The sequence below is a fragment of the Myxococcus stipitatus DSM 14675 genome (assembly GCF_000331735.1).
Taxonomy (GTDB): Bacteria; Myxococcota; Myxococcia; order Myxococcales; family Myxococcaceae; genus Myxococcus; species Myxococcus stipitatus.
Window position 1 is genome coordinate 2282437 of sequence record NC_020126.1, and the last position, 16682, is coordinate 2299118.

The 16682-nt window shown below is 68.8% G+C and carries 12 protein-coding genes; 5 read left to right on the forward strand and 7 right to left on the reverse strand.

Annotated features, from left to right (window positions below; translation table 11 throughout):
* The first annotated feature begins 113 nt into the window (after window positions 1-113).
* Window positions 114-1475 carry a sigma-54-dependent transcriptional regulator gene (locus tag MYSTI_RS09120; protein WP_201768958.1) on the forward strand — a complete coding sequence of 454 codons (1362 nt, stop codon included), beginning with the start codon at window positions 114-116 and terminating at the stop codon, window positions 1473-1475.
* On the opposite strand, the gene MYSTI_RS42585 is transcribed toward MYSTI_RS09120, so the two are convergent.
* Genes MYSTI_RS42585 through MYSTI_RS09145 form a run of 5 tightly spaced genes read right to left on the reverse strand, consistent with a single transcriptional unit; the run spans window position 1472 to window position 7303 of the window.
* Window positions 1472-2404 carry a hypothetical protein gene (locus tag MYSTI_RS42585; RefSeq protein WP_015347443.1) on the reverse strand — a complete coding sequence of 311 codons (933 nt, stop codon included), beginning with the start codon at window positions 2402-2404 and terminating at the stop codon, window positions 1472-1474. The two genes, MYSTI_RS09120 and MYSTI_RS42585, sit on opposite strands and share 4 nt — an antisense overlap.
* Window positions 2388-3479, reverse strand: coding sequence for an aminotransferase class I/II-fold pyridoxal phosphate-dependent enzyme (locus MYSTI_RS09130; RefSeq protein ID WP_015347444.1), 1092 nt, complete (start codon window positions 3477-3479; stop codon window positions 2388-2390). The genes MYSTI_RS42585 and MYSTI_RS09130 overlap by 17 nt, the downstream gene beginning before the upstream one ends.
* Before the next feature lie 14 nt (window positions 3480-3493).
* Window positions 3494-5308 (reverse strand): hypothetical protein, encoded by a 1815-nt coding sequence (locus MYSTI_RS09135; protein ID WP_015347445.1) that lies wholly within the window; start codon window positions 5306-5308, stop codon window positions 3494-3496.
* A gap of 15 nt (window positions 5309-5323) precedes the next feature.
* Complete coding sequence (locus tag MYSTI_RS09140) at window positions 5324-6667, reverse strand: hypothetical protein (RefSeq protein WP_015347446.1); 1344 nt, start codon at window positions 6665-6667, stop codon at window positions 5324-5326.
* Between the two features lie 6 nt (window positions 6668-6673).
* Complete coding sequence (locus MYSTI_RS09145; RefSeq protein WP_015347447.1) at window positions 6674-7303, reverse strand: hypothetical protein; 630 nt, start codon at window positions 7301-7303, stop codon at window positions 6674-6676.
* 288 nt (window positions 7304-7591) lie between these two features.
* Here MYSTI_RS09145 and MYSTI_RS09150 point away from each other — a divergent pair, with 288 nt between their 5' ends.
* A complete protein-coding gene (locus MYSTI_RS09150) occupies window positions 7592-9310 on the forward strand; it encodes a B12-binding domain-containing radical SAM protein (RefSeq protein ID WP_015347448.1) in 1719 nt (572 codons plus the stop codon).
* A 49-nt stretch (window positions 9311-9359) separates the two neighbouring features.
* Window positions 9360-13274, forward strand: a complete 3915-nt coding sequence (locus MYSTI_RS40560) for a G8 domain-containing protein (protein ID WP_015347449.1) — start codon at window positions 9360-9362, stop codon at window positions 13272-13274.
* Between the two features lie 3 nt (window positions 13275-13277).
* On the opposite strand, the gene MYSTI_RS45260 is transcribed toward MYSTI_RS40560, so the two are convergent.
* Window positions 13278-13403, reverse strand: a complete 126-nt coding sequence (locus tag MYSTI_RS45260) for a hypothetical protein (protein WP_267881057.1) — start codon at window positions 13401-13403, stop codon at window positions 13278-13280.
* A 174-nt stretch (window positions 13404-13577) separates the two neighbouring features.
* On the opposite strand from MYSTI_RS45260, the gene MYSTI_RS09160 reads away from it, so the two are divergent.
* Entirely contained in the window at window positions 13578-14060 is a 483-nt protein-coding gene (locus tag MYSTI_RS09160) for a hypothetical protein (RefSeq protein ID WP_015347450.1), read from the forward strand.
* 136 nt (window positions 14061-14196) lie between these two features.
* Window positions 14197-15420 carry a threonine aldolase family protein gene (locus MYSTI_RS09165; protein ID WP_015347451.1) on the forward strand — a complete coding sequence of 408 codons (1224 nt, stop codon included), beginning with the start codon at window positions 14197-14199 and terminating at the stop codon, window positions 15418-15420.
* Window positions 15421-15474: 54 nt separating this feature from the next.
* On the opposite strand, the gene MYSTI_RS09170 is transcribed toward MYSTI_RS09165, so the two are convergent.
* The gene (locus MYSTI_RS09170; RefSeq protein WP_015347452.1) at window positions 15475-16524 is read right to left on the reverse strand and encodes a hypothetical protein; all 1050 of its coding nucleotides are present in this window, start codon (window positions 16522-16524) and stop codon (window positions 15475-15477) included.
* Between the last annotated feature and the right edge of the window lie 158 nt (window positions 16525-16682).

Consider the following 16682-nt stretch of genomic DNA (forward strand, 5'->3'; position numbering starts at 1 on the left):
GTCGTCGAACTGGAAGTCATAGGAGCGAACCGTCTGCGTTCATCTCATTGAATGAGACGCCACCCCATCTCCAGGGTGAGCAGGGGTCCCTGACCGGCAAGGGGCTCGAGGGCATGACGCGCATGAGGATCTGGATTCGCTTCGTGGGGAGTGGTGCCAGCGGGATGCGTCCGAAGGTCATGGAGGCGCTGGCGCGGGTGGGCATCGAGCCGGAGTGCTCGGAGGGGACATCTCCCTTGGGCCTCGGGGTGCTGGTGTTCGATGAGGTGGGCCCGATGACGCTCGAGGCCGTGCGAGGTTGCCGGCTGCACGCGTCGACGCGGGTGCTGGCGGTGGCGACGACGGAGAAGGCGCTGGGGGAGGGCGCATGCTGGCGGCTGCTCCTCGAAGGGGCCGCGGATGTGATTGCCTGGGAGGGCGCTCATGACGCGGTGGCGGAGATCTCCGCCCGGCTGGAGCGCTGGCACGCCGTGGACAGGATCATCGACTCGCCCGGGGTGCAGCGGCGCCTGGTGGGGCGCTCGCCTTCGTGGCTCCCCGTGCTCCGTCAGATTGTCGAGGTCGCGACCTTCACGGACGCCTCGGTGCTGCTCCTCGGCGAGAGCGGCACCGGCAAGGAGGAGGTCGCGCGTCTCATCCACGAGCTCGACCGGCGTGCGCACAAAGGGGACCTGGTGACGCTGGATTGCACCACGGTGGTGCCGGAGTTGTCGGGCAGCGAGTTCTTCGGCCACGAGCGGGGTGCCTTCACGGGGGCCGCGGGCGTGCGGGATGGCGCCTTCGCCCTGTCGCATGAGGGGACGCTGTTCCTGGATGAAGTGGGAGAGCTTCCGCTGGCGCTCCAGGCGCAATTGCTCCGCGTGGTGCAGGAGCATTCGTACAAGCGCGTCGGCTCCAACACCTGGCAGCACGCGGACTTCCGGCTGGTCTGCGCGACCAATCGCGAGCTGAGCGAGGAGGTCACCCAGGGCTCCTTCCGCCGCGACTTCTTCCATCGCATCTCGAGCTGGGTCTGCCGGCTGCCACCGCTGCGCGAGCGGCCCGAGGACATCCTCCCCCTCGCGCTGCACTTCCTGCGGACGATGCGGCCCGACGTGGAGCTGGTCCTGGACCCGCGCGTGCGCGACTACCTGCTCCAGCGCAGCTACCCGGGGAACATCCGCGAGCTTCGCCAACTCATGGGCCGCATCTGCAAGCGGCACGTGGGCTCGGGGCCCATCACCGTGGGCGACATCCCCTCGGACGAGCTGCCGTCACTCGAAGGGCTCTGCGAGTGGAGGGACCAGTCCTTCGCGCGCGCCGTCCAGCACGCGCTGACGATGGGGATGGGGCTGAAGGAGATTGGCCGGAGCGCCTCGGAGATGGCGATTCGGCTGGTGCTCGCGGAAGAGGAGGGCAACCTCCAGCGCGCGGCCCGGCGACTGGGGGTCACGGACCGCGCGCTCCAGCTCCGGCGCGCGCAACAGGAGGACTAGCGAAGCGGGATGTTCCTCAGCGCCTGGGCGGCCTGGCGTCCCCAGGTGCTGTGGGGGAACAGGCCGGGGAGGGTGGACAGGTCGTCGTCAGGGCCCTCCTCGACGAAGCCCGGGTTGCGCAGCGTGCCCGTGCGCACGACGCCCACGCGTGGCAGGGCCTGGCAGAGGGCGCGTTGCACCTGCTTGCGGGCGCGTGGCGTGTTGGGCTGGAGCCTGGCGAACCAGAGGGTGAGGGGCCGGAGCAGCCGCCCTCCCCGACGTGTGAAACCCATCTGGTAGAGCGAGGACAGCCGCTCCCTCCAGTGCTCCTGGAAGTGGGGCGTCGCACCCACGAAGAGCGGGCGTCCCTCCTCTTCCACGACGTACACCCCGCCACCGTCAGGGAAGCGGGTGAACGGATATCGCTCCACCGTCACCTTCGACCACGAGATGCGCGGCCCGGACGTGAGGAGCTCCTCTTGCGTATCGGGCTCGGTGGGCTCATCCCCGGGCTCCTCCGGCACGTCGTCCACCGGTGCGTCATCTTCGTACGGAGGCGGCTCGGGCGGAGGCGCGGAGCCACCCGACGCGGTGTTTCGCGGTGGCGGTGGGGGTGGTGGCGGGCTCGCCTCGGGTGGAGGTTCCGGAATCGGCTCCACCACGAGGGGCAGCCGAGGTCCCACCCCCAGGAAGCGCCACGGCCGATGCCGAGGCCAACGCCGCTTCGGGTTCGGCTTCCACAGTCCCCGGCCCGCCTTCGCCGCGACGCGCTTCTTGCTGCCCGCGCGCCGGGTGGTGGTGACCCGAACTCCTCCCGGGCGGCGGTCCGTGCTCGCGGCCCTCGTGGTGCCCCGCGGCTTGCGCTGGGGCGCTGTGCGAGGCCGCTGGATGAAGGACTCCTCCGTCCCCTCGCGCGCTCGCGTGTCTTCACCTTCATGCCACTCGTTCATGACGTGTCCTCTCGTGATGTTCGTCGTGGAGCGCCTCGGTCAGGAGGTCCACGGCTTGGGTCAGCTCCGGCGCGCCGTGCCGGGTCGTGAGGATGAAGCTCACCGAAACCTCCGGCCCGCAGCGTGAGCGCTGGAGCACGGTGCGAACGCCCTTGTGCCGCAGCCGCTCGTGGACCCGGCGCGAGTCCACCCCCGAGGGCAGCAGCACCCTCTGCACGGGGAACGGCCCGCCCAGGGCGCTCAGCCCCGCAAGCCGCAGTCGCTCGCGGAAGTGGGCCACACGCTGGGCCAGCGCGCGGCGAAGGGCGTCCCCCTCCCGATGATTGATGGCGAGGGCCCGCTGCGCGGCATGCAGGTCCGCGACCGACGGTGGACTGCAATGCACACGCGTCTCTCCGCGTGCCTCGATGCGAGCCACCACCCTGGCATCCCCCGCCACCGCCGCCATGGGCACCCCCAACGCCTTCGCCAGGGAGCCGCACCACAAGAGATCCGGCCCTTGAAGCCCTTCCCATCGCAGCGAGCCCCCACCGCCCACCCCCAGCGGCAAGCCCCTGTGCCGTCGCCCGAGCACGCCCACGGCCTGGGTGTCATCGACGATGAGCAGCCCTCCATGCGCACGGACCAGGTCCAGGTACGCCTCGAGCGGCGCCAGCTCCCCGCAGCCCGGACACCAGCCATCGCAGACCACCACCGGCAGGCGCCCCGGGTCCAACGAGAGGATTCTCCGCGCCAGGCTCTCGGGCGAGTGGTGGTGGAACCCGCGCGCGGGAACGCCTCGCGCGGCCATGGTCTCGATGCCCCACTTCGCTATCGGATAGGCGCCGTCGTCCCAGAACAAGGAGACACGGCGCCCCTCCAGCCCGCTGAACACATCCCAGAACACATGCAGCGTGGACCGGGAGAGCAGCGCGCGGTCACAGCCCACCAGCTCCGCCAGGTCGCGCTCCGTCCTGGCCACGGAGGCGGGCTCTTCAACGACGGCGGGCGCGCCCAGGGTGAGCTGCTCCCAGGGCTCGAGCGTCCGGCTGGCATGCACCAGCCCCAGGTAGAGCGAGGAGGTGAAGTCGAGCACGGGCGTCGAGCTCCCTACCGCCTGCGCTGGCTCGCGAGCCGATTGCGCAGGTGGACCGAGGGCGGCACATCGCGCTCGGACAGCCGCTGCGGGTCGGTGAGCTCCACGGTCAGGTCCACGCCCGTGACGGCGCGATACGCGTGGATGTAGCCCTGGATCTCCGGCCGCCAGTAGCGCGCCCAGTTCGCGGCCTGGGCCGGGTCGGTGGAGATGCTCCAGCCGCCGTAGCGCACCGAGAGCAGCACCTGCTCGCCGAAGACCCCCAGCTCGTGGAAGTGCACGGAGCTGATGTCCGTCCAGCCCTGGAGCGTCTTCATCGCATCCACCCGGTCCATCCACGGCTCGGGGTAGGGGACCATCACCCGGCCGCCGAGGAACTCGCGCATCTCCGGGCGCGCCAACAGCCACTGCTGGATGAGCATCTCCTGCCGTGCCGTCGACGGCAGGTCCCCGAACTGGTTGTGGGCCCCTTGCGCCAGCAGGTAGTGCGTCTCCTTGAGCGCGTTGAGCACCGGGAAGCCGTCCGACACCACGGTGGTGTCGTCGTCCTTGCGGAAGAACTGCACGCAGAGGTGGAGCAGGTTGTGGAAGGCCTCCAGGAACTTGGAGCGCCGGTCCGCCGTGCGAATCCCCGCCACCGCCTTGCCGTGCAGCGTGATGCCGTATTCGTGGTCGTACTCGTACGCGCGGCGCACGACGCTCAGGCGGCGCTGCTCATCCTGGAAGTAGCCCCACAGCACGCTGTTGAGCGGCCGCAGCGGGTCGATCTCCATGTTCGCCAACGGGTCTCTCAGGCCCGGGCCGCGCACGTTCTGGAAGCGCTGGCTGATGGCGTTCACCGACTGGACCAGCATTCCCTCCTCGTGCCAGTAGTTCCAGATGAGCTCCAGGAGGAGCGGCTGGCTCAGCTTCTTCTGGAGGGCGTCGTAACAATTCGAGACGTCGTCGTCGGTCAGGTTCGCCGGCACGATGAACGGCAGCTCGGGGAACTTGTTGCGGATGAGCGCCAGGTACGGGAGCGCTTCCTCCGTGCTCCCGTTCACGTTGACCAGGTAGTCCGACCAGAGGGTGGGGAACTCCTTGTTGGGCAGCGGTCTGCCCAGTCGGCCTCCCTCCTCCACCGGGTCCAGGGTCTTGAGCATCTCCTCGAACTTCACCAACACGCCGGTGTTCACCACGAGGAAGCTCTCGGTCAACGCCCGCAGCTTCCGGAAGATGTCCACTCCGGAGAGTCGAGGGCGGTGTGTCGACGGCGGCGTGGGGGTCGAGTTGGAGCCCGGAGACTCGAAGAGCCTCGTGTCGACGAAGTTGCTGTAGTTGGTGAAGGACAGGTTGTTGGACGTCTTCCGGATGACCATCCAGAGGATGGCGTCGGTGGTGTATGGGTGCTGCGTGCGCTGCAACCCCACGCGGACGAAGTTGTCGGAGCCGTCATTCAGCGCGAGCGGCTTGATTTCGTTGATGGCCTCGCGGACCGCCTGTCGGACATCGGGGACACCGCCGGCGAGCGCGAGCACCCGCTGCTTGGCCTCCGCGATGGAGGAGGGGTCCTCGTTGAGGTCGCGGGTGTACTCGCGCAGCGTGACGCGCACGGTGACTTCGCGCTCCTGCGCCATGGGCGGCAGCGTCCAGGTGGTGGCGGCCTCGACGTCGGCGCCTCGGAGCTGGACCTGGCGGGGCGTGACGGTGCCTTCGTCCACGCTCCATTCGAAGACCCGATGCGCGGCCTCGGGGTTGGGGGAATCCGCGGTGGCGGTGAGCGTCACCTGGGCGCCGGAGGGTCCTGGGGTGACGGTGGTGCGAGAGACGACGAGTGTGACGCGAGGCATGTTCTTCCTCCAAAGCTAGATGACGGAGTTGCGCGGCAGCGCAGGCGCCTGGAGCGCCGACGCGAGAGCCCGTGACTTGGAGAGCGAGGCGCAGGTCTCGGACGCGTCGAGCGTGCTGCGCAGCGCCCAGTACTTGAGAAGCTCGGCCAGGACCTGGCTCTCCTCCTCGGGGGAGAGCACGCCATCGGCCCTGGCCTGACCGATGACCGCGAACACCAACGACGGCGGCGACTCCTGGATGCCGGAGCGCTTCTGGCGCCACTGCCGGTAGAGCGCGCCGAGCCGCGCCGGCTGCCGCTCCTGTGTCTTCAAGACCTCCGCGAGCGTGTGGCCTCGCAAGGCCGCGGGGCGGTGCTCCAGGAGGAACCGCACGAAGCGAGGCAGGCTGGCCTCGAGCAGCGCCAGCGTCTCCCGCGAGCGCTCGGACGCCCCGCGCACGGGATAGAACTCCTCCCACAGCCGGGCCAGCCGCGCCCACTGGGGATGGGGAAACAGCTGCGCGCCCAGCTCGCAGCTCAGCTTCACGCGAATCCATGGGATGGGGTGCGGGTCGTCCGTGGTGAGCCGGAACACGAACGGCCTGGGCAGGCTCACCACCCCCATCAGTCCCACCGTGGACGTGACGCCCACGCGGGCCACGGACCAGACATCGGCGATGACCTCTGAAATCCATCGCTCCCACAGCCCGAAGGCGAAGGCTTCCCCGAGCGTGTCGTGCGTCAGGCCGCGCAACGCCATGCGCACCGACGCGACCAGGTCGAGCAGGGCCGCGCCCTGGTGGCCCACCTCGTGGAAGAGCGAGGAGGCGAGGCTGCTGCCAATCATCCGCTCACGTGGGATGCGGATGAGGGCGGCGGGGTTGTCGCCACCGCCGGGCAGGCGGGTGCGTGCGCGCCGGATGGCGGCGCCAGGGCCTCGGGCCAGGTAGCAGATGACGGGTGGGGCGTCGTAGTAGCCGGGCAGCTCCAGCGCGTCGCGAGAGAGCACGTCCAGCCCGGCAAGCCACACGCCGCTCTCCGCCTCGCTGCGCTGGCTCAGGGCCTCGCTGAAGATGTCGAAGTGCGACAGCACGACGTTGAAGCGCAGTCGCAGGAAGGTGAAGCGCCGCTGGGCCTCCGCGGGTGGTGCCCAGCGGCCTTCTGGGCCTTCCACCCAGGCGATGTACTGGTGGAGTTGGGTCCGCAGCTCCCGGCGCCCCTGGACCAGGTAGCGCTCCACCGCGGCCTGGGCCGCCATGGAGAGCGTGGCGGCGGGCACCATGGTCTCCGACATGGCGAAGGACTTGATGCGCTCCAGCCGGGTGAGCAGGGCGCGAGCCTCCTGCGACAACATCCAGGAGGCGAAGGAGCTGGCGGCCATGGCGGGCTAGACTCCGTGGAGGATGATCTTGTTGCCCTTGCGCACCCAGCGGCCGCTGGTCGCCGTGCCCGCGCGTGGAGGCGTGGCGGCGCCCGCGAGCCCAGGGGCATAGCGCTGGATGGCCTGCTGCATGGCCGCGCCCACCGCCTGCTGCGGCGAGGCGCCTTCCCCCGCGGAGAGCGCCGCGCGAGAGGCATTGCCGGCGAGTCGCACGAACTGCTTGGCCACCTCGAACTCGCGGTCCTCCTGGCTCAGCCCCTCCAGCTCCAACCCGAAGGCCTGGCCCACGCGCTGGCCCAGCTTGCCGCCGACGGCGCCGCCCAGCCCGGGGAGCACCATGTTGCCGACGGCGCGACCTCCGGCGACGAGGCCCTGCTTGGCCAGGCTCTTGAGCTTCGCGCCCAGCGCCTGACCCGTGGGGCTGGACACCACCTTGCGGATGGCGGAGCCCGCCTTCTTGATGAGGCTGCCCAGGAACTGCTCGAGCTCCTGGTCATTGCCCACCTCCAACAACTCCATGGCGAGCTCGTTCAGCTCGCTCTCGTTGAACACCTCCCCCCATTCCTCCTCGGTGTTGAACTCGAACTCGAACGACTCGTCTTCCTGCTCCTGGTAGGTACGATCCACGTCATGCATGGGTCAGGTCCTCGTGTGGTGGCCCGGCAGATGTGGCCGCCGGTTGAGGAGGGCCGTAGCAGCGCGTGTGCCAGCCTTGGAGGACGCCGTGTTCCCTCTGGGCGCGAGGCCCCCCGGCGCGAAGCGCGCTTCGGTGGCGGGGGCGGGCGGGGATATCCAGCGAAGGGGGCTTCGGTGCCTGCCCCGGCAGGAGGCAGGCGGGCCTTGAACGAAGCCCGCAACCCATTCCGTCCTCGAGGCCCCGAATCGTCTACTGTGGGCGGCCTCGGAAAGGTCGGTGGTCAGTCCATGGGTGGTGGTCGTGTGCTCTCGCCAGTGCTTCTCGTCGGTGCCGGAACGGGGGAGGCCACGTGCGGCATCCTCTACCTGGCGAGCTACCTGCGCCGAGGAGGCATCGAGGCCTTCGTCCGCCTCTACGACGGTGACGAGACGCCCGCCGAGGTCGTGCGCTCGCTCGAGAGCCTGGTCCGCCGGGTGCGCCCGAAGCTGGTGGGCATCAGCCTCAAGTGGTTCCACCACGTCGACCGCGCGCTGCTCATCGCCCGGACGCTGCGGAAGATAGACCCGTCGATTCGCGTCGTCATGGGCGGCAACTCCGCGTCGTACTGGTGGCGCGAGCTGAGCACCTATGACTGCATCGACTACGTCGTCCTGGGCGACGGCGAGGTGCCGCTGCTCTCCATCTGCCAGGGCAACCCCACGCCACCCAACTGCGTGACGCGGACTCCGGATGGAAAGCCCACCCGGCTGCCCCTGGGCTACGTGCAGGGCGCGACCAACAGCGAGGACATCTACTACTCGCACTTCGACGAGCTCTTCCTGAGCCAGATCGACTTGAACTCCTTCTCGGGCTGGGTCGCGCCGGGCAAGGGCTGCGGAGAGAACTGCCTGTATTGCGGCGGGGCCCGTGGCAACCAGAAGGCCGCCTTCGGCCGCGCGAAGCCCTTCCTGCGGGCCGAGGAGAGCGTCCGCAAGGACCACCAGGAGATTGCCTCCCGGACGTGGCAGATGCGCTACGACTTCGCGGGCAGCTCGGCGGAGTTCCTCGGGAGCACCTGGGCGGGCGTGGACCTGTCGCGCCACTGCTGCACGTACTTCCTCTGGGGCGTGCCACGCATCGAGCTGGTGGACGCGCTCGCTCGCACGTTCGAGCGCGTCTACATGGTGGTCGACATCGGCTGCTTCTCGGAGCAGCAGCGCCTGGAGCAGATGAAGCGCGGCCTGCTCAAGCCCTGCGCGAAGGACGCCGAACTCATCGCGCTCATCGAAGGCAGCCGCCGCCACCCGAACCTGTCCGTCGAAATCTCAGGCATCGGAGGACTGCCTTTCGCCAGCCAGGCAACGCTCGCCGAAGAGGTGAAGCTCGTGGAGCGCATCATCGACCTGGACTGCGTGATTGGCTATCAGCGGCTCGAAGCACAGCCGGGCGCGCTCGTCACCGAGCACCCCGCGCGCTTCGACATGGTGAGCGAGGCGAAGACCTTCACCGAGTTCCTCGACTACTTCGAGCGGCGCGAGCCGGGCGACGTGTCGGTGCCGATGATTCGCTTCAAGGACGCGAAGCTGGAGGCCGCGGTGCAGCGCACCTCCGACCAGGTGGACGCGATGGCCTGGAAGCACCGCGACACCCGGCGGAACGTGAGCGTCAACGGCCGCACCCGGCTGGTGAACACCGCCTCCGCGGCGCGGCGCTTCACCCTGGGGGACTGGTTGGGCAGCCACCGCGCGCCCGCGCGAGTCGCCGGAGAAGAAGTGACGGTCGTCCGCTCCGTGGACGGCATCACCCTGAGCTGCGCGCCCACGCTGCAACCTCGCAAGTTCTCCGACCCCGCCCTCGTGCAAGGCGAGGATGGCGCCATCCTGCTGGCGGCGCTCGGTACCTTCGCGCGACCCACCACGGTGTCGAGCGCGGTGAGTCAGCTCGGCGCCAAGGTGCGGTTGGACCCGCATTCCGCCAAGGAAGTGATTGACCATCTGGTGGATGGAAAATTCCTCCAACCCGCGTGACTTGATGTGTCGTTGACGGGCGCCCACGCCCGGCGCGCAAGATGGGGACATGAAGACATTCATGTCGGGTTGGGTTTCCCTCCTCGCCGTGGCGGTGCTGTCATCCCCGAGTGACGCGGACGCCGTCAGCCGAAGCTCCGCGTCGTCCACCGTCTCCGGTCTCCCCAATGGCTCTTTCGAGACCCCCGCGCTGCCTGCCTCGCCGGGATATCAAATCGCGCCCGCGGGGTCGGGCTGGACGTTTGTGAATGGCGCGGGCCTCTCGCGCAACAACACGGCCTTCACCTCGGGCAACCCCGCCGCTCCGCAAGGCGCCCAGGTGCTGCTCCTCCAGGGTGTGGCCTCCGCTTCCCGGACCTGGAGCCTGCCCGCGGGTGCGTATGTCTTCAGCTTCATGGCGGCGCAGCGAGGCAACCTTCCCAGCACACAACAACTGGAGCTTCGGGTGGATGGCAGCCCGCGCCAGTCCTTCACCCCCACGGGAGCGACGTACCAGCGCTTCACCTCGGCGCCCCTCTTCCTGACGTCCGGCTCCCACACGGTTGCCCTGCACGGGCTCAATCCCCAGGGCACGGACAGCACGGCCTTCGTGGATGACTTCAGTGTGACGCGCGTGCGGGACGTCGCCCTCTCGGGCTTCGAGTCCCCCGCGCTGCCCGCCTCCCCGGGCTATGTCTATGCACCCGCGGGAGGGCCGTGGAGCTTCGGGCCCGGCGCGGGCCTGAGCCGCAATGCCACGGCCTTCACCGTGGGCAATCCCGTGGCGCCGGAGGGCGGTCAGGTGTTGTTCCTCCAGGGCTCGTCCTCGGCAACCCTCAATGTGGCGGTGCCGCGCGGCTACCACCGCTTCCGCCTCAAGGCGGCGCTCCGGGGCACCGACCCGACCCAGCCTCCGGCCAAGGACATCGTCATCGCGGTCAACGGGACGCAGGTGGGGCACTTCCGGCCGACGAGCACGCAGTACGTGGAGCAGGTCTCCACGGTGCTGTGGCTGGAGGCGGGCACCGTCACCGTGCGGCTGACCGGCGTGGACACGCGCCCGGGTGACCACACGGGCCTGGTGGATGACCTGCGCCTGGAGTCGGTGCACGACTGGAAGGACCCCCTGGTCTGGGGTGGCACGGTGCCCGGTCCCAGCGACGACGCCACCGTGGGCCTGGGCAGCGCCGTCTGCATGGACGGTGTCCTCACCCCCCGGAGCATCACGGTGGGCGGGGAGTTGCTGGGCGTGCAGAACCGGGACGTCGATGTCACCACGCAGTACGTGATGGTGATGGGCGTCGGCTCGCTGCTGGAGTTGGGGCAGGAGCGCACGCCCTATCCCTCCCAGGCGACCTTCACGCTCAACGCCACGGACACCCAGCTCGACGTCATGGGCATGGGCAACAACTTCCTGGGGGCCATGGGGAGTGGAACCCTCCACCTGCACGGAGAGGAGCGGGTGAGCTGGACGCGGCTCTCGCAGAGCGTGGCGGCGGGCGCCACCGACATCTTCCTGGCGCAGCCGGTGGACTGGCGGGCCGGTGACAGCATCGTGGTCGTGTCCAGCCACACGAACTGGAACGAGGCCGAGCAGCGCACCATCGCCACCGTGCACCCGGGCGGCACGCGGGTGACCTTGTCGAGCGCGCTCGCGTTCGCGCACTCCGGCGTGGTGAAGACGTTCGCTTCGCCCACCCGGAGCTGGACGGCGGACCTTCGCGCCGAGGTGGGCCTGCTCACCCACAACATCCTGGTGAAGGGGCACGCGACGCTCGCCAACGCCTCGGGGTTCGGCGGCCACATCATGGTCATGGGCCAGTCCCGCGCGTACGTCAGCGGCGTGGAGTTGGCCAACATGGGGCAGAAGGCGAAGCTGGCGCGGTATCCCTTCCACTGGCACATGCTGGCCGAGGTGGGGGAGGGGCAGTACTTCCGGAGCTCCAGCGTCCACCACTCCTACAACCGGGCCATCACCATCCACGGCACGGAGAGCACGCGGGTGGAGGACAACTTCTTCTATGACCACATCGGTCATGGCGTGTTCCTGGAGGACGGCAGCGAGCGCTTCAACGTCATCAAGGGCAACGTGACGCTGCTCACGCGCAGGCCCAAGGTGGGCGAGGCCGTCACCCCGTCCGACAACGAGCTGGATGTCATCCAGAACCGCACGCCGGCGAGCTATTGGATCACCAACCCGGAGAACACCTTCGAGGACAACGTCGCGGCGGGCACCCAGGGCACGGGCTTCTGGTTCGCGTTCCCCACGAAGCCCATGGGGGCCTCCGAGAACCACCCGCGCTTCAGGGACCTGAAGCCCGACTCCCGGCCGCTCATCTCCTTCAAGGGCAACAGCGCCCACAGCACCATGTCCGGGTTCGACGTCTTCGACAGGCTGTCCTCCGGCCACTCCATCGTGCCCAACTGGGGCTGGAACGACGCGAGCCCGCACGTCATCGAGGACAGCACCTGGTACGCGAACTCGCTGGGCATCTACACCGGCATCGGCGCGGGAGGGCCGACCGAGAACCTCATCTTCCGGAACAACGTCCTGGTCGACAACGTGGTGGGCTCCATGCTGGCCAGCTACAGCGTCGTCGAGCAGAGCGTGTTCGTGGCGGACTCGGGAGCGAGCCTCCTCCCCGGCAGCGTCGAGCGCTTCGCCTACCGCGTGTATGACGGCGCGGGCCAGGTGCGCGACTCCCACTTCATCGGCTGGGATGCCGCCAACGCGAACCTCCTCATCAACACGGGCGCGGCCACCAAGCACCCCAACCACGTGTTCACGAACAACACGGTGGCGCCCGCGGGGCCGCCGCGCATCCGCCTGGAGAACTTTGATATCCCGCCGACAAAGGACACGCACGCCAACCACCCCGGGCATCCGCGCTACTGGTCCATCGCGGTGCGCGACGTCACGGGCGGCGTCAGCGGAAAGCCCAACACGACGATTGTCTCCAGCCACCCGTTCATGCGCGTGGGGGACGAGTATCGCCCGGCCAACTGGGTGAACACGTACCGCGGTGACCACCGGTTCGTGCTGTCCCTGCTCACCTACCGAGAGGCGTTCCCGGACACCCCCAACATCACCTGCACACGCGAGAAGGCGGGGACCCCCACGGCCCACGTCTACTACGTCGACGGGTATCGCGAGTGGCACCAGCTCCCGTTCATCGTCAACGAGGGTTTCGAGTACACCTATGCCTATGAGTCGCTCCCGCCGGGGAAGCTGGTGACGATGACGATGGCGGACGCCTCGGTGGGCGACTTCTACGTCGCGCGCTTCAAGGACTTCGGGAGGCTGGGAGGACTGGGGTTCTTCTCCAATCAGGCGAGCTTCACGTCGCACGCCTCACTCGCCAGCCTGCGTTCCGCCGCGAGCTCGGGGTACTACGTCCAGCCGGGGGGCGACGTGTACGTCAAGGCGGTCGCGACGGGGAAGAGCCAGGGCTTCCAGCTCTTCTGGACCACCGACTTCGGGGTGCCGCCGCTCGACACGGACGGGGACCAGGTGACGGATGCGGTGGAGATCAGCCGAGCCCGCCACCCGTTCGATGCCGCGGACCTGCTGGCGGGGTTCGACACCGCTGGCGACTTCGAGGGCTGGTCCACCTTCGCCAACCTGGGCGGGCAGGGTGTGGCGGGAGGCGTGTTCACGGGCACCTCCACCGGGAACGGAGACGCGATGGTCGTCAACAGCGCCTTCAACTTCGCCGCCAGCCGCGTCCCGAGGATTCAGGTCCGCATGAAGGCGAGCCAGAACACCGGGGTGCAGCTGTTCTTCGCCACGGACACGCAGCCGGGCTTCGCCGCCGGGCGCGTGGCCACTGTCGGGTACACCGGCGGCGGCGCCTATCAGGTGGTGACGTTGGACATGGCGGGAGTGCCCGGCTGGTCGGGCACCATCACGGACCTTCGCCTGGACCCGGTGTCGGGCGCGGGCATCCAGTTCGACATCGACTCGATTCGCGCCGTCGGGCCGTAGTCCTCAGGGGGCGGGCCTGCACTCCGTGCCGGCCTTCACCGCGGCGCGGAGCAGGTCGCGCATGCCCGTCGCCAACTGGGTCGTCTCCAGCCCCGCGATGGCCACGCTGACGTCGAGCTCGGGGCACACCTGGCGCGCACCTGCGTCCGCTTGGCTGGCTACACGCCCAGTCACCTGGCGGAGGCCCTGTACCCGGGGGCATGAGACCCGCCACGTCAGGGGCGGGAGCGATACTTCCGAGGGAGCAAGGGGAGTCCATTCTCCGCTCTGGAAAATGGCGGCCGGAAGGTATGAGGAACACCCATGAGTGACGAGCGCACACCTGCCGAGCCCGAAGTGATGGAGCCCACGTTCTGGAGGAAGAACGGCTGGGCGGCCCGGGTCATCAAGAACGAGGAGGATGACGGCTGGGCCGTGGAGATCCGCAAGCAAGGGATTCCCGAGCCCGTCCTCATCAGCCCGTGGGTGATGGGCCGCGACAAGAAGAACCCCAAGCCCTTTGATGCGCCCGCGTTCGCGACCTTCGTGAAGACGGCCTCGGAGGTCCTCGACCGCTCGGCTCGACAGCGCGACCAGGCCCTGACCAAGAAGCTCTCCATCGCCTGGGAGGGCCGCTGGTACGAGGTCCGGCTGGAAATCGTGGCGGATGAGTACGAGCCCCACGCGATGCTCTCGGCCATCGACGACGCGGGGGCGACAGTCGCCAAGCATCGCGTGGCCATGAACTTCAAGTTCACCCGAGATGTCGCCAACGCATGGGCGCGCAACGGCTTCCCCGAGCCCTGACGCAGGTGGGCGTCTGGTGAGGCGGTCGTCCGCATCTGGGATGGGGCTGTAGCGGAGGCGGGAATCGCCCGAGCGACTTCGGACACGGGACTAGACTGGGCGGAACGACGGCCATCCGTGCCCGAAGGAGTGCTCGATGCCACAGCATCGCTTCAGCCGCAGTGAGTTCCTCTCGTTGACCCGCCTGCTCGCGGGGACCGCGTTGCTGTCGACGGTGTCGCAGGCCGCGACGCCCGCGCCTCCGAAAGCCGGCAAGCCCGCTCCCACCTGGCCGACCCACGCGGAGTTCGACGCGATTCGGCGCGCCTGCCGCGGCTCTCTCGCGGGAAAGGTGGCCCAGGACCCCGCTTCGGAGCTCATCGCCGTCGGCGAATGGATGCGAGGGCAGGGCGTCGGTGGCGACTTCTACGGACAAGGGGCGCTGATTGAGTCCTTCGAGAAGAAGCTCGCCACGATGCTGGGCTTCCCCGCGGGCTGCTACATGCCCACGGGCACCATGGCCCAGCTCAGCGCCCTGCGAATCTACGCGGACGCGCACGGCAATCGGAACGTGGGCCTCCATCCGTCCTCGCACCATGTGCTGCACGAAGACAGCAGCCATGTCGTCCTGCACGGCCTGCGCGACATCATCCTCTCGCCCTGGACACGTCCCCTGCTCGCCGCCGATGTCCGGGACTCGCCGGACACCCTCGGGAGCGTCAGCGTCGAGCTGCCGGTGCGCTGGCTGGGAGGACAGCTCCAGACGTGGGAGCAGCTCGAGGAGCTCAAGCGGACCTGTCGCGGCAAGGGCGTGAAGCTGCACATGGATGGGGCTCGCCTCTGGGAATGCCAGCCCTTCTACGGCCGCCCGCTCGCGGACATCTGCAAGGGGTTCGACTCGGTCTACGTGTCCCTCTACAAGCGCATCGACGCACTGGGTGGCGCCATGCTCGTGGGGAGCGAGGACTTCATCCGCGAGGCTCGCGTGTGGCGCCACCGGCACGGTGGCAACCTCTTCCACCACTATCCCTACGTCGCCTCGGCGGCGATGCGCCTGGACGGCGCGCTCAAGGGGCTGCCCGCGTTGGTCGGCCGCGCGAAGACGTTGAGCGAGGCCCTGGCCGCGGACCCCCGGCTGACGGTGAACCCACGTCCCGCCCAGACGAACATGTTCCGCCTCTTCCTTCGAGGCGACGCCCAGGCGCTCTCGCTGCGCGCCCTGACCCTGGCGAAGGAATCGCGCATCTGGCTTGGACACTTCGGGCCCACGCGCGTGCCCGGAATCGTCGACGCCGAACTCGAGGTCACCGAAGGGCTGGGTGACGTCACCGACGCGGAGGTCGTCCAGGCCTTCCGTCGACTCCTCGACGAGGCCGCGTGACGTGACACGCCCAGGCACCTGGCGAAGGCCGGGTGCCCGGGCGGGTGAGGCGGACTACTCGACGGAGACGACCTTGTCCTCGTCGTTGAACTTCACCTGCACCTTGGTGAACTTGCCCTTCCAGTAGAACCAGGTGTTGGAGTTGTACGTCGGCGTCTCATGCGGAGGCGGCGGGCCCCACGCCATGCGCACGGCGGCGCGGGACATGCCCGGCACCACTTCCGACGCGGAGACCTTCTTGCGGTCCTCGGCGGACAGGGACTCGAGCTTGGAGGCCTGGTCCTGCTCCGCGAACGACGCCTTGAACAGGAACCAGGTGTCCGCGCCGGAGCGGTCGTCGTTCTCGAACGTGAACTCCTTGCCCGTCTCCACGATGCGGAACTTCACCTTGGAGGAGCCCTTGTCCAGCACCTCGATGCGGGTGTTGAACGGGATGATGGGACCCTTGCGGTAGTTCACCCAGGACAGGGTGGCGTCGTCGAAGTGGAAATTCGCGGTGGAGAAGAAGAACGTCGGCTCCGGGGGCGGCGGCGGGGCGGACGGCGCGGCAGCGGGCGCCGGGGCGGGCTCGTCACCGTAGGAGATGACCTTGCCGTCCGCGTCGAACACCACCTCGAACGTGGAGAACTTCGAGCTCCAGTAGGTCCACTTGCTGCTGCCGAACGTCGGCGTGCGGTGCGGCGGCGGCGGACCCACCGTCAGCAGCACGGCCTCGCGAGTCATGCCCTTGGCCAGCTCCCCGGCCTTGACCTGCTTCTGCTCCTCGGGCGTCAGCGCGGCGATGCGCTCGGCGGGGTCCTTCGGGCCGAAGAACGAGGGGAACATCTCCTCGGCGTCTTTTCCCAGGCTCTTATGGGATACGAAACTGAACTTGGCGCCCGTCTCGACGACGCGGCACTCCACCTCGTCGTCGTCCTTGTCCAGGACCTCGACCTTGGTGCCGACGGGAATCACCAGACCCTTGTTCCGGTAGTTCACCCCGGAGACCTGCTTCTTGTTGAGCACGAAGTTGGCCTGGGCGTAGACCACCTCGGCTTGAGCACTCAACGCCATCAGCAGCCCCACGCTCAGCAGGGTGCCGAGAACGTTCCTTCGAAACATCATGTAGACCCTCGGATGTTCAGCAACTGGGTTGTAGGTGTCCTGTCGGAATTGTCGCAAGGACACCGCGCGCGCTCAAGACGATGGGCGCCCGCTCGGAACCCGGAGGCTCCGGGCGGGCAGCGCGCTACCCACGCCGCGCTGAGAACGGAGGCGCGGCG